This is a genomic window from Micromonospora parastrephiae (assembly GCF_016802865.1).
GTDB classification, from domain to species: domain Bacteria; phylum Actinomycetota; class Actinomycetes; order Mycobacteriales; family Micromonosporaceae; genus Micromonospora; species Micromonospora parastrephiae.
Genome location: NZ_JAEVHM010000154.1, coordinates 1 through 13,442 on the forward strand (window position 1 = coordinate 1; position 13,442 = coordinate 13,442).

The following is a 13,442-nucleotide window of genomic DNA, read 5'->3' on the forward strand; positions in this document are numbered from 1 at the left end:
GTGGGGTGGGTGGGTTAGTCGCGTTCGATTAGGTGGCCTACGACCGTTGGGCCGAGCATCACCGCGAAGCCGGAGCCGTCGCGACGCGGGTCCGCCGCGGGCAGCTCGACCGGGTCGCCGGTGCCGGTCGCGCCGACCGGACGCGGCCCCACCCAGGCGACCGCCACGTCCGTCTCACCCTTGAGGAAACGGTGCGCACGCACGCCACCGGTCGCCCGGCCCTTCGTCGGGTACGCCGTGAACGGCGTCACCTTGACCGTCGCCCCGGTCGAGGTCACCACCATCGGCTCGCCGTGACCCGGGTCGTCGGTGCGCACGCCCCGAAGAACACCACCTGCGCTCCGGCCGGCAGGTTGATACCGGCCATGCCACCACCCTTGAGCCCCTGTGGACGGACCAGCCCGGCGGGGAAACGCAGCAGCGACGCCTCCGAGGACACGAACGTCAACGTCTCGGCGCCGTCGGTCAGCCAGGTCGCCCCGACCACCTCGTCACCGTCGCGCAGACCGATCACCTCGAACTCGTCGGAACGCACCGGCCACTCCGGCGCGCAGATCTTCACCACGCCCTGCCGGGTGCCCAGCGCCAGCCCCGGGGATCCCTCCGCCGGTCCGCCGAGCGGGGCCAGACCGACCACAGTCTCCCCCGCCTGCAACGGCACCAGCTCGGCGGCGGACATGCCACCGCGCAACGACACCGTGCCGGCCTGCTCGGGCAGCACCGGCAACGGCAGGACGTCGACCTTGAACGCCCGACCGGCGCTGGTCAGCAACAGCACCCGACCGCGGGCGGTGGAGTGCACGATCGCGCGTACCGTGTCGTGCTTGACCCGGCCGTTGCGTCGGCGCCCCTCGGCGCTCTCCTCCGACTCGGCCGCGGTCCTGGCGACCAGCCCGGTCGCGGAGAGGATCACCTGGCACGGGTCGTCGGCCACCTCCAGCGGGCCGGCCGGCGCGGAAGCGGCCAGCACCTCCTTCAGGTCGCCGTCGACCAGCGTCGTACGCCGCTCGGTGCCGAACTGCTTGACCACCGCCGCCAGCTCGTCGGAGACCACCTTCCGGAGCACCCGCTCGTCGTCGAGGATCGTCGTCAACTCGGCGATCTCGGCGCGCAGTCGCTCCTGCTCGGCCTCCAGCTCGATCCGGTCGTACTTCGTCAACCGGCGCAGCGGAGTGTCCAGGATGTAGGTGGCCTGAATGTCGGAGAGGCCGAACCGGCTCATCAGCCCGTCCTTCGCGGCCTGCGCGTCGTCGCTGCCCCGAATCAACCGGACCACCTCGTCGATGTCCAGCAACGCGATCAGCAGACCGTCGACCAGGTGCAGCCGCTCCTGCCGCTTGCGTCGCCGGTACGACGTACGTCGGGTCACGACCTCGTAGCGGTGGGCCAGGAAGACCTCCAGCAGCGCCTTCAACCCGAGGGTGCGTGGCTGTCCGTCCACGAGGACCAGGTTGTTGACGCCGAACGACTGCTCCAGCGGGGTCAGCCGGTACAGGTCGGCGAGCAACGCCTGCGGGTTGACCCCGACCTTGCACTCGACGACCAGCCGGGTGCCGCTCTCCCGGTCGGTGAGGTCCTTGACGTCGGCGATACCGGTCAGCCGTTTGGTCTTGGTGACCTCGTTGGTGATCGCCGCGATGACCTTCTCCGCGCCGACGCCGTAGGGCAGCTCGACCACCGTGATCGCCTGGCGGCCCCGGCTGCCCTCGATCGGGCCGATCTCCACCTTGCCACGCATCCGCACCACGCCGCGCCCGGTCTCGTACGCCCGGCGCACCTCGTCCAGGCCGAGCAGCACGCCACCGGTGGGCAGATCGGGGCCGGGGACGAACTCCATGAGTTTGTCCAGAGTGGCGTCCGGGTGGTTGATCAGCCAGCGGGCCGCCTGGACGACCTCGCCGAGGTTGTGCGGGATCATGTTGGTGGCCATCCCGACCGCGATCCCGGACGCGCCGTTGACCAGCAGGTTGGGGAAGGCCGCCGGCAGCACGGTCGGCTGCGTCAGCGACCCGTCGTAGTTGGGCTCGACGTCGACGGTGTCCTCGCCCAGCTCGCCGACGAGCAGCATCGCCTCGCGGGACATCCGCGCCTCGGTGTAGCGCGAGGCGGCCGGACCGTCGTCGGGGCTGCCGAAGTTGCCGTGACCGTCGATCAGCGGGACGTTGAGCGAGAAGTCCTGCGCGAGGCGGACCATGGCGTCGTAGATGGCCGTGTCGCCGTGCGGGTGGTACTTACCCATGCAGTTGTGAACGACATAGCCCTCGGCGGCAAACGCGTGCTCATCACTGCCGACCTGGATGTCGTACGTGACGTCGGGCGAAACCGCCTCAACCGACGTGACCCGCAGGAACGAACTGCCGACCAACGCGTCGAGCCGAGCAGCGAGCGGTGAGCCAAGGCGGCGGAGTTTCTGGATCCAGCCGTCTCGTACCGCCCGCTCCAACTGGAACGACCGGTCCGCGAGCGGGACGCCATGGCGGTCCTTGCCATACCGCACCTTCGGCCCACCGCTCGCCGAGAGCGAGTCACGGAACGCCTGTCCGTCCTGGTCCCGGAACCACCCGCCGCCCTGATGCGCTGCAGTGAACTCCGCGATGACCGGACCGTAGGGCAGCCGGTCGTTGCCCTGCTTGCCGCTGTAGTCGTAGCCGATCTCGGCGACCCGCTGCAAGCCGTCGTGCTTGTATCCGATCCGTACCCAGGGCAGCAACAACCGGGCAAGGTCTGCGGCGTCCCGCCCGCTGACCGAGAGACCCAAGAGCGGGTTACCCGCGGAGGCGCGACCGCTGGTCCAGTGGTGCCCGTGCAGCCCCAGGTCGGCAAGCATGGCGTAGATCTGCCGCACCAGCACCTCGCTCGTGCTGACAAAGACGATCTCCCTGAAGCGCTTACGGACGTAGCCGTCCCCGTCGAAGAAGCCGGCGAGGAACGGCGCCCACGCCGAGCGGTTCGCGATGATGTCGCCCGGCACATACTTGTCCCGGCTGAGCGGACGTGTGGCCTCCAGCAGCCCCTCGTGCCGGCTGAAGGTCAGAATGTGCTGGTCGCGATGGAGGGGATTGCGCGCCTCGCGCTTACCTCGGGAGACGTTCAATCCATTGGCAATGGCCCAGCCGTGCGCGACATCCAGCGGCTCGACGTCACACATGTGGATCCGGACCCGACCGTCCGCCTCGCGAGACCGATGGGCAGGGAAGCCCTCAGCCACCAGCAGCCCGCGCACATAGTCGTAGACGTCACCTGCAGGCGTCGACACCGCATTGCGGCGACTGCCGTACGCCAATGCCAGTCGTCCCGGGAGATCCCGAGCCTCCGCCCATTCAACCGAAAAATCACTGGCGACCACGCGGAAGCGCTGGCCCGGCGTGACGAGCATCGTGTGCCCGTTGCTCCAGGTCACGCGCACGAGTTCGGAGGTCGGATTCCGATAAACAGCAGTCACCGGTACGGAGGCTCCGTCGCCGTCCAGCACGAGGTCCCCGACCTCGAACTCCTCAATGGCCCGCAAACCAGCGGGCGTCGAGACGAGTGTGCCGGCGACGAAGCAGTCGCCCACAATTCGGGCGGACTTGACGTGCCCACGATCCGGGCGGTAGCCCTGCTCGTACATGGACCACAGGATGCGGCGGTGCACGGGCTTGAGGCCGTCGCGGGCGTCGGGCAGGGCGCGGGAGTGGATGACCGAGAACGCGTACTCCAGGTAGGAGTCGGAGACCTCGGTGACCAGCGGGTTGTCGAAGACCCGCGCGCCGGCCTGGTCGAACGAGGAAAGGTCGACCTTGTTTTCCTTACGGCGTGCCATGACTCAGCTTTCCCCTCGGACGGAACCGGTGCTCATGCGTCGATCGCCTCGCGGTCGACCCGGTCGGCCGAGTCGATCAGCCAGTTGCGGCGCGGCTCGACCTTCTCGCCCATCAGGAGTTCGAGAATGCGCTCGGCGGCGTCCACGTCGTCGAGGGTGATCCGGCGGACGGCACGGGTGGCCGGGTTCATCGTGGTCTCCCACAGTTCGTCGGCGTCCATCTCACCGAGGCCCTTGAAGCGTGGGATGGGCGTGACGATCTGCTTACCGGCCTTCTCCAGCTTGCGGACCGTCGCCTCCATCTCGGCCTGGGTGTAGGTGTAGATGGTCTGCGGGTTACGCCCCTTCGTGGTGACCTTGTGCAGGGGCGGCATCGCGGCGTAGAGCCGACCGGCCTCGATCAGCGGCCGCATGTACCGGGCGAAGAGGGTGATGAGCAGCGTACGGATGTGCGCGCCGTCCACGTCGGCGTCAGCCATGATCAGCACTCGGCCGTAGCGCAGCGCCGCGAGGTCGAACGTACGCCCCGAACCGGCGCCGAGCACCTGGACGATGGCCGCGCACTCGGCATTGTCCAGAACCTGCTGGAGGTTGGCCTTCTGCACGTTGAGGATCTTGCCGCGGATCGGTAGCAACGCCTGGTATTCCGACGAGCGGGCCATCCGGCTCGTTCCGAGAGCGCTGTCGCCCTCCACGATGAACAGCTCGCTGCGGTCGATGCCGGTGGCGCGGCAGTCGACCAGCTTCGGTGGCATCGACGCACCCTCCAGGGCGGTCTTGCGCCGAGCGGCGTCCTTCTGCTGCTTCTGGGTGAGCCGCACCCGTGCCGCGTCGACGATCTTCTGAAGCACGACGCGCGCCTCGGCCTTGGTGCGCCGGTCGTCCAGCCACGCCTTGACGTGCGCGTCGACGAGGGTCTGGAGCACCTTGGTGATGCCGGTGGTGGACAGCTCGTCCTTGGTCTGCGAGGTGAACTGCGGCTCGGGGATGCGCACGTGCACCACGGCGGTCATGCCCTCCAGGACGTCGTCCAGGGTGGGCGGCTCCTCCTTGGCCTTGAGCAGGCCGCGGGTGTTGCGGACCGCGTCGGCGAGGGCGCGGACCAGGGCCCGCTCGAAGCCCTTGCGGTGGGTGCCGCCGTGCGCGTTGCGGATGGTGTTGGTGAAGCACTCGACGGTGCGCTCGTAGCCGGTGCCCCAACGGAACGCCACCTCGACCTCGGCGCGGCGCTGCACGTTGGACTGCATGACCCCGTTGGCGTCCGCGGCGTTCTCCCGGTACGTCCCCTCGCCGTTGACCAGCAGGATGCCGGAGACCGGCCGGTCGCCGGCCGGGGCGAGGAACTCCACCATGTCGCTGAGCCCGTTGGGGTAGTGGAACCGCTCCTCGGCGGGCGCCTCGCCGGTCAGGTCGCGCAGCAGGTACGTCACGCCGGGGACCAGGAACGCGGTGTTGCGCAGCTTCATCCGGACCGCGTCGACGTCGAGCGTCGCGCCGGTCTCGAAGTATCGGGCGTCGTGCCACCAGCGGATCGAGGTGCCGGTGCGCTGGCCCCGCTTCATCGCGCCGACCACCTGGAGCCCGGGGCCGGCGGTGAAGGGCGCGTCCGGCCCGTCGCCGTCGAAGATCCCGGGGACGCCGTGCCGGAACGACATCGCGTGGATCTTGCCGGCCCGGCGGACGGTCACGTCGAACCGGCGGGACAGCGCGTTGACCGCGGACGCGCCGACGCCGTGCAGGCCGCCGGAGGTCTTGTAGCCGGAGCCGCCGAACTTGCCGCCGGCGTGCAGCCGGGTGAGCACCAGCTCGACGCCGGAGATGCCGGACTTGGCGTGCACGTCGGTGGGGATGCCCCGGCCGTCGTCGTCGACCTGCACCGAGCCGTCGGCGTGCAGGATCACCTCGACGTGGCCGGCGTGACCGGCGACACCCTCGTCGGTGGAGTTGTCGAGGATCTCGTTGACGAGGTGACCCACGCCACGGCTGTCGGTGGAGCCGATGTACATGCCGGGCCGCTTGCGGACAGCGTCCAGCCCCTCAAGGTGGGTGAGGTCATCGGCCCCGTACAGGGTGTCAGGCTCTGCGGTCAACTGGTCGTACTCCCCGGTCTCGGCGGTGTGCTGCCGGTCGCCGGCGACATGAGCCGGCGTGGCGCGCCGCAGCGAGCCTAGCCCGAGGCTGGGACAACTCCCGGAGGACCTACGCGACCCGCCGCGCGGCAGCCCCCGGACGTGAGCCAGGAAACAGTCGGTCGGTGATCACGGGACCACGGAGAAGCACCCCCGCCGGTACGCTCATCGATGATCATGCCGGTGGAGCACGGGTTGACGCCGGATTCACACCGGTCCGGGTCGGGAGATCAGGAGGCGGTCGAGGTGGACGAGTCGACACGCGACGCCCTGCCGCGCGCCCTGGGTACGCGGGCGCGCCGGTGGCTGCTCGTCGGCACCCTGCTGGCAGGGCTGCTCTCCGCCGTGGCGCTGGTCGCGGCGGCGGCCCCCGCCGACCGGACGTTCGCCGCGCTCTCGGACACCGTGCAGAGCCTGATGTCGGTGCTGACGCCGCTCTTCGGCATCCTGCTGGTGCGTGATCTGCGGCGGGCACCCGGCGCCGTCGAGGTCGCTCCGACGGTGCTCGCGGTGGTCCTGCCGGCCGTCGTCATCGGCGTCGCCGGTGTGCTGATCTGCGCCGCGACGCTGGCTCTCACCCCGGCCGACCTGGCCGCCGAGCCGTGGCGGCACGCCGGGACGGTCGCGGTGGGCAGCGTGCTGGTGCAGATCGTCGCCGGCCTGGCCGGCACCGGACTGGGTCTGCTGCTGCGGTCGACGGTGGTCGCGTTTCTCGCCACGATCGTCCTGCCGTTGGGCCTGTTCGGGCTGCTGGGCGCCGTGGACGCTCTCCGTCCGGCGCAGCCGTGGCTCACCCCGTTCGGCAGCATCCGCAACCTGCTCTCCGGCGAGATGAGCGTGCTGCGGTGGGTGCAGTGGTTGTGCGTACTGCTGATCTGGGGTGTGGGTCTGAACGCGGTCGGCGTGGCCGTGCTGCGGCGTCGTGGGCGATCCGACCGGGCGGTCAGCGCGCCAGCAGACGGGGTCTCCTGAACTCGGTGTTGTCCACGGTCGCGTCCACGCGGGAGAGCGGGTCGGCCTCGGCGAGGTAGACGGCGACCTCCACCCAGATCCGGTATTCCCAGAGGTCGTCCAGTTCGGGGCGGAACGCGAACACACCGTCCACGATGAGCACCGCGTCCGGTGGCGCCTGGGTGACCGCGTCGGCGTGTGTGCGCTGGGTGAGCGGGTTTCGCTGGCAGAGCACGGGGGGCTGCTGGCAGGTGGACACCGAGCGGCGCACCGGGGCGGGCGTGTCTTTCACCGAACGATTCTGTTACGGGCCATTGACGCCCGTCGCACGGGGGTGATCTGATCGCGCCCTCAGAGAATCTTTCATCTTTCGATGGATGGGAGCCCCATGGCCAGGTTCCGCCGTTCCGCGCTCGCCGCGGCACTCACGATCGTCACGGCCGCACTGTCGACGGCCGTCGCGCTGCCCTCACCCGCCACCGCCGCGCTGCCCACCGCGGCGGTGGCGCTCGGCGACAGCTTCATCAGCGGTGAGGGCGCGGGGGCGTACACCCCGGTGGTCGACGTCAACGGGGTCACCCAGGGCTTCCCCGGCTGGACGGCACCGAACAACAACGCGTACTTCTGCCACCGGTCGGCGAACGCGTCGCTGAACCAGGCGAACCTCCCAGGCATCCAGAACCGGTTCAACCTGGCCTGCTCCGGCGGCCAGCCACACGACATCGCCAACGCCTCGCAGGCGCGCGCCAACGGCCGTACCGTGGCCGCGCAGCTCGACCAGCTCCGCGCCGTCGCGCAGACCCAGGACATCGACCTGGTGCTGATCGGCCTGGGCTCCAACAACAGCTCGTTCACCTTCGGCAGCGTCGCGGAGAAGTGCGCCAACCGGTTCATCGCCGACGCCTGGACCGGCTGGTGGGAATTCTGGGCGTACCTGAACGGGCCGGTCGAGCAGAAGCCGTGCAGCGACGCGGACCTGGCCACCGCCGCGCAGCTCGGCGCCGCGACCGCGGAGACCACCGCCGCCGTACGCCAGATCCTGACCACCCTCGACCAGGTGGACGCGGACGGGCAGCACCGGGTCGTGTTCCAGGACTACACCAACCCGCTGCCGTTGGACCTGAACCCGGCGTTCCACGAGGAGGACGGCCGGGACGACACCCGGGACAAGTTCCGCGACCTCGGCGCCGAGCGGTACGCGGCCGGCTGCCCGATCCACCGCGCCAGCCTCGCTCCCGGGCACCGCTTCTCCCAGGGCCTCGGCGGCATCGTGCAGTCCACCCGGGACACCCTGGCCGCCGAGTTCCCCACGGCCGACCTGGTCTACCTCAACGTGCAGCGGGCCTTCGACGGCGCGCGGCTCTGCGAGTCGACGACCAGCCCGACCGGCGCGCTGGCCACCCCGATCCGCCTGCAGGACGGCGCGAACGGAACCTTCGTCACCAGCCTCGCCGGCAAGGACAAGATCGCCATCCAGCGGATCGCGAACACCTGCGTCAGCTACTTCCAGACCTGCCAGGAGTCGTGGCACCCGAACGCCACCGGGCACCAGGTGCTCGGCCAGTGCCTGGCCGGCGCCACCGCCACCGCCGCCCGCGCGGTGGCGTGTGTCCGCGCCGGCAACGGGACGATCTCCGTCTCCTGACCGGAATCGTCACCGGAGGCCCCGCCACGCGGCGGGGCCTCCGTCGCGTCCGGGCCGCTTCGTCTACCCGCCGGTAACGTCGGGCCGTAAGCTGGGCCGATGAACGGGGAACCGGAATACGCGCAGGAATTCGTCGACGTCGACGGCGCCCGCCTCGGTGTGCAGGTGTACCGCGAGCCGGCCGGACCGGCGGGCGCCCCGGTGGTCGTCGTCTGGCCCGCGATGGGGGTACGCGCCCGCTACTACCGCCCCTTCGCCGCCGCGTTGCGCGCCGCCGGGCTGGCCGTGGTCGTCGCCGACCTGCGCGGCACCGGGACGAGCACCCCGGCGCCGAGCCGCGCCGACCGGCACGGCTACACCGAGTTGGCCGGCGACATCGGCGCCGTCCTGGCCGCCCTCAAGCCACGGTTGGACGGACGCACCCGACTGCTGCTCGGCCACTCACTCGGCGGGCAGGCCGCCCTGCTGCACCTCGCCCTGCACGGCGGTGACGAGGTGGACGGGTTGGCGCTGGTCGCGGTGGGCATCCCCTACTGGCGCACCTACCCTGGCCTGCGCGGCCTCGGCGTACTGCCGTACACCCAGGGGATCGCCGCCACCGCGGCGCTGCTCGGGGTCTGGCCGGGCTGGGGGTTCGGCGGCCGGCAGGCGCGCGGGGTCATCCGGAACTGGGCGCACACCGCCCGGACCGGCCGTTTCCCGCGCCTGGACGGTACGGACACCGAAGCGGCGGTACGCGCGGTGCGGACACCGGTGCTGGCGGTCAGCGTCGATCACGACCAGTACACCCCGCACGAGACCATGGACCACCTCTGCGCGAAGCTCACGGCGGCGCCGGTGACCCGGGAGCGGTACACGGTCGCGCAGGCCGGTGCGGCGCTGGACCACTTCACCTGGGTCCGCGCCAGCGCACCCCTGGCGGGGCGGATCGCCCGTTTCGCCAGCGGCCTGCCACCCCGCTGAGGCGTACCGGCCGGGCCGCGCGCCCGGCCGGCACGCTCACTCGTCCTGGTCCAGCGGCCTCAGCTCGCCGTCGCGCTCCACCCGGATCTCGGCGTGGTCCTTGCGCGGCGCGACCTCCGCCGTGTTCCGGTGCGGGTCGTTGTCGGGATGCATGAGCACCGCGTCCGTCTTGGGGGTCTTCTCCCGGTTCTCGTCCGGCTGCGACATTCCGTTCCCCTCTCCGTCAGCGTCGAACGGGATCTACCCGCAACCGCGCCGACGACTCCTGCCGGCGGGGGTGCGGCACCGCGATCCCCCGATGTCCCCGCCGTGCCGGTGCGGCGCGGATTCGCCGGCAGGCGACGGGGTTAGCTGCCCGAGCGGCGGGTAAGCCGCATCGCCCGACACGGCGGAAGGGGATCACATGTCCGAACGACACACCGCACTGCGCTCGATGCACGATCTGGGTCTGGCGGCCTGGTTCGGCGGCTCCCTCATGGGTGCCTTCGGCGTCAACGGCGCAGCGGCGAAAATCAACGACTCGACCCAGCGACTCCCGGTCGCCTCGGCCGGATGGTCGAAGTGGACCCCGGTCAACGCGGCCGCGATCGGCGCGCACCTGGCCGGAGCGGTCGGCGAACTGGTCACCGAGAGCCCACGGGTGGCGGCCCAACGTGGAGTCGGCCGGGCCAGTGCCATCAAAACGGCGTTGACGGTCAGCGCGCTCGCGGTCACCGCCTACAGCCGGTTGATCGGTATGCGGCTGGAGAAGGCGGGCGGTCCGCCGGTCAACGGCGCCACCGAACCCAACCACCAGACCCCGGCCAGCGTCGCCTCCTCGCAGCGGCAGATGAAGCTGCTCCAGTGGGCGATTCCAGCGCTGACCGGATCGCTGGTCGTGGTCACCGCGTACATGGGTGAGCAGCAGAAGCCCGGTCAGGTGCTGCGGGGAATCCTCAACCGCACCGGCGGCGGGATGCGCAGCGGCCCGATGAGCCTGGCCAAGGTGGGCATGGGCATCGGTGCCGGCAAGCGGCACATGGCCATGTCCGGACGCTGAGCGTCGGGCCGGCCGGGGTCCCGCCGGACCGTCGACGGCGGGGCGCTGGCCGGCCCTGCGCCCGCACGCTGTACGGCGTGCCGGGCGGGCGGGACCGGCCCGGCGACGGGCAATCCGTCCGCCGGTAGCGGCGGACCGACGAGCGAGGTGGCCATGACGGCACACGAGGGACGCAGCAGTGGCGGCGGTGACCGGCTGGAACCGGAGGCGGTCAATCCGTGGGGCACCGGCGACGGTTTCGACGCCGACGCACCGTGGGGCGCGGACGACGACTCGCCGATGGACGAGGGCAGCGAGGAGACGGCGGTGCCCGAGGGGCGGCGCGGTGAACGGCGCGCGGACGCCCCTGCCGGTCCGTCCGGTCCGGCCGGTCGACACGGCTTCGGTTCGGTCGAGCCCACCCGTACGACGATGGCCGGGCCGGGCGCGCCACCGGACCCGGCGCCCAGCGGTCGGACCTTCCCGGACGACGCGGACGTCAACGAGGGGACCCAGGACGCGCTGCGTACCCGGGGCCGGCGTTCCTGACCACCGCGCTGCCCGCGTGCCCCGTCGCGACGGGATGGCACGCGGGCAGCGAGCTGTCAGCCGGTCGGCGCGACCCGCGCGGCGACGGTCTGGCCGTCGACCGGTCGACGTGGTCCGGCCGGCACCCGCGAACCGGCGAGCATGGTCTCGGTGAGCACCTGCGCCAGCCCGGTGGCGTCGCGCTGGGCCTGGCCGGCACAGCAGTTGTTGAACAGCACGTGCAGGTCGTCGACCCGACCAGCCATCTCGGCCAGCCGCCCGGCCCAGTCCCGTAGTTCCGACTCGGCGTACGCGTAGCGGAACTTGTCCTGCTTGTCGCCGTCGCGCCACGCGTCGCTGTGACCGTGGAACCGGACGATCGCCGGCTCCGCGGTCAGCGCCAGGATCGGCGGCACCGACGACGGATGACCCTGCGGCATGTCGACGCAGACCAGCGAGAGGTCGTGCGCGCGCAGCAGGTCCAGAGTGGCCGCCTCCGCGGCACCGTCGAACCAGGACCCGTGCCGCAGCTCCACCGCCACCCGCCACGGCCGGCACCGCTGTGCCAACTCCACGATGCGGCGCTCGGCCGCGGCGCCGCGTACCAGCCACGGCGGGAACTGCAACAGCACCACGCCCAACTTGCCAGCGGCCGCGATCGGGTCCAGCGCCGCCCGGAACCGGTCCCACAGCTCGTCGTAGGCCTGCTCCGGCAGGTCGCGGCGGCGGATCCGGCTGGGGCCGCCGGCGGGCCGCAGGTCCCGGGGCAGCGCCGCGACCGGCGTCGGATGACCGGTGAAGAGGCTGAACGCCTTGACGTCGAAGGTGAAGTCCTCCGGCGTCGCGTCGACCCAGCCCTGGGTGGTCTCCGGCACGGGGACGGCGTAGTAGGAGGTGTCCACCTCGACCAGCGGGAACCGGCCGGCGTAGAAGGCCAGCCGGGCCGCCGGCGTGTTTGCCGAGCGCGGATACCAGCCGGATCGCAGCAATGTCTGGTCGGCCCAGGACGACGTGCCCACCTTGATCACACCCATGTCATTCAGTGGACAGTCCCGCGCGCCGATCGGCAACCGCTGGCGGCCCGCGCCGCGGTCGTGTCCGACACCGAAGTGTCGGTGCCCCGCCCTAGGCTGGCGCCGAACGGACTTCGGACGTAGGGGGCGACGACCATGACCAGCATCGAGCAGCTCACCGGGGAGCGGGCCGACCTGCTGCAGACGCTGCGCCGGCACCGGGGTTTCCTCCTGCAGACCGTCGACGGGCTGACCGACGAGCAGGCCGCCACCCGCAGCACCGTCAGCGAGTTGTGCCTCGGCGGCCTCATCAAGCACGTCGCCGGCGTCGAAAGGCGGTGGATGCTCTTCGCCGTGGGCGGCGCCGAGGAGATGCAGCGTGAGGAGATCGACTGGGTCGGTCAGTTCCGGATGGCGCCGGGCGAGACCCTGGCCGGGTTGGTCGAGCGTTTCCGGGAGGTGGCCGCGCACACCGATGAGCTGCTCGCCACGCTCGACCTCGACGCGGCGCACCCGCTGCCGCAGGCGCCCTGGTTCGAGCCGGGGGCGAGCTGGACGGTCCGCCGCGTGCTGCTGCACCTCATCGCCGAGACGTCCCAGCACGCCGGGCACGCCGACATCCTGCGTGAGGCGATCGACGGCACCAAGACCATGGGCTGAGCCGGCCCGCGTTCGGCGGGATCCCCCGCACCGCCCACCTCGCGCGTCACCTCCCGCCCTTTATCCGGGTCGGATGTGACGCCGCGCAGGTGGGCGGCGCTGAGGGACACGAGATGAACGCAGATCAGATGGACCGGGAGACCGCCGAGCGGCTGCTCGGCGCAGGCCCCCTCGACCCGTCGGCCGGGCCGCGTCCGGTCGTGCTGCTGCTGGCGGCGGTGCGCACCGCGCCGCGCCCCGGCGAGCTGGCTGGCGAGGACCTCGCCGTGCGGGGCTTCCGCCGCGCCCAGGTCACACCGGCAGCGCCCCGGCGGCCACACACGCTCGCCTGGTTCGGTGGCCGGACCGCCGTGACGGCTCTGGCGCTCACCGCCGTCGGCGGGGTGGCGCTGGCCGCGGCCACCGGCACGACGCCCCGGCCGCCGCAGCCGCCCGCGCCCACCGCACCAGCGTCCACAGATGCGCCCGCCGCGAGTCCATTGGTCACCGACAGCCGGCCCATCCCCACCACGCCCGCGACGTCGAGGCCGGTGCCGCCGACCTCGAACGCCGCCGGTCTGCCGGGTCTGTGCCGCGCGTACCGGGCCGCCACCAGGGAAAATCCCGGCCGGGCCCTGGACAGTCCGGCCTTCTCCGCCCTGATCACCGCTGCCGGCGGCCGCCAGCACGTCACCACCTACTGCAACCAACTTCCGACCGACAACCCGCCACCCCGCCCAACCGCCGACCCACC

The 13,442-nt window shown here is 71.6% G+C and carries 11 protein-coding genes and 3 pseudogenes; 7 read left to right on the forward strand and 7 right to left on the reverse strand.

Annotation, left to right across the window (positions count from 1 at the left end):
* Positions 1-14: 14 nt before the first annotated feature.
* The 4 genes and pseudogenes from JNW91_RS34040 to JNW91_RS23860 form a co-directional block, all read right to left on the reverse strand.
* Positions 15-2,254: pseudogene (locus tag JNW91_RS34040) on the reverse strand (DNA gyrase/topoisomerase IV subunit A); the annotation flags it as partial.
* A 15-nt stretch (positions 2,255-2,269) separates the two neighbouring features.
* Positions 2,270-3,556: pseudogene (locus tag JNW91_RS34045) on the reverse strand (LAGLIDADG family homing endonuclease); the annotation flags it as partial.
* A pseudogene (locus JNW91_RS34050) lies at positions 3,545-3,802 on the reverse strand (DNA gyrase subunit A); the annotation flags it as partial. The pseudogenes JNW91_RS34050 and JNW91_RS34045, both read right to left, overlap by 12 nt.
* Before the next feature lie 32 nt (positions 3,803-3,834).
* On the reverse strand, positions 3,835-5,892 hold the full coding sequence (locus JNW91_RS23860; protein ID WP_203177663.1) for a DNA gyrase/topoisomerase IV subunit B: 2,058 nt from the start codon (positions 5,890-5,892) through the stop codon (positions 3,835-3,837).
* Positions 5,893-6,102: 210 nt separating this feature from the next.
* Between JNW91_RS23860 and JNW91_RS23865 the strand changes: the two genes are divergently transcribed.
* The gene (locus tag JNW91_RS23865; RefSeq protein WP_203177664.1) at positions 6,103-6,903 is read left to right on the forward strand and encodes a hypothetical protein; all 801 of its coding nucleotides are present in this window, start codon (positions 6,103-6,105) and stop codon (positions 6,901-6,903) included.
* Here JNW91_RS23865 and JNW91_RS23870 read toward each other — a convergent pair.
* Positions 6,875-7,174 carry a nucleoside/nucleotide kinase family protein gene (locus JNW91_RS23870; protein WP_203177665.1) on the reverse strand — a complete coding sequence of 100 codons (300 nt, stop codon included), beginning with the start codon at positions 7,172-7,174 and terminating at the stop codon, positions 6,875-6,877. The genes JNW91_RS23865 and JNW91_RS23870 overlap by 29 nt on opposite strands.
* A gap of 96 nt (positions 7,175-7,270) precedes the next feature.
* Between JNW91_RS23870 and JNW91_RS23875 the strand changes: the two genes are divergently transcribed.
* Together JNW91_RS23875 and JNW91_RS23880 are read left to right on the forward strand one after the other, a co-directional pair.
* Positions 7,271-8,527, forward strand: coding sequence for an SGNH/GDSL hydrolase family protein (locus JNW91_RS23875; RefSeq protein WP_203177666.1), 1,257 nt, complete (start codon positions 7,271-7,273; stop codon positions 8,525-8,527).
* Between the two features lie 99 nt (positions 8,528-8,626).
* Positions 8,627-9,490, forward strand: a complete 864-nt coding sequence (locus JNW91_RS23880; protein ID WP_203177667.1) for an alpha/beta hydrolase family protein — start codon at positions 8,627-8,629, stop codon at positions 9,488-9,490.
* Between the two features lie 36 nt (positions 9,491-9,526).
* Here the strand turns inward: JNW91_RS23880 and JNW91_RS23885 are convergent, their stop codons facing one another.
* The gene (locus tag JNW91_RS23885; protein WP_203177668.1) at positions 9,527-9,697 is read right to left on the reverse strand and encodes a hypothetical protein; all 171 of its coding nucleotides are present in this window, start codon (positions 9,695-9,697) and stop codon (positions 9,527-9,529) included.
* Between the two features lie 196 nt (positions 9,698-9,893).
* On the opposite strand from JNW91_RS23885, the gene JNW91_RS23890 reads away from it, so the two are divergent.
* Positions 9,894-10,529 (forward strand): hypothetical protein, encoded by a 636-nt coding sequence (locus JNW91_RS23890; protein WP_203177669.1) that lies wholly within the window; start codon positions 9,894-9,896, stop codon positions 10,527-10,529.
* Between the two features lie 153 nt (positions 10,530-10,682).
* The gene (locus tag JNW91_RS23895) at positions 10,683-11,057 is read left to right on the forward strand and encodes a hypothetical protein (protein WP_203177670.1); all 375 of its coding nucleotides are present in this window, start codon (positions 10,683-10,685) and stop codon (positions 11,055-11,057) included.
* Between the two features lie 56 nt (positions 11,058-11,113).
* On the opposite strand, the gene JNW91_RS23900 is transcribed toward JNW91_RS23895, so the two are convergent.
* Positions 11,114-12,070, reverse strand: a complete 957-nt coding sequence (locus tag JNW91_RS23900; protein ID WP_203177671.1) for a DUF72 domain-containing protein — start codon at positions 12,068-12,070, stop codon at positions 11,114-11,116.
* A 135-nt stretch (positions 12,071-12,205) separates the two neighbouring features.
* On the opposite strand from JNW91_RS23900, the gene JNW91_RS23905 reads away from it, so the two are divergent.
* A complete protein-coding gene (locus JNW91_RS23905; protein WP_203177672.1) occupies positions 12,206-12,709 on the forward strand; it encodes a DinB family protein in 504 nt (167 codons plus the stop codon).
* Positions 12,710-12,822: 113 nt separating this feature from the next.
* A partial coding sequence (locus JNW91_RS23910; protein WP_203177673.1) for a hypothetical protein occupies positions 12,823-13,442 on the forward strand: 620 nt, incomplete at its 3' end.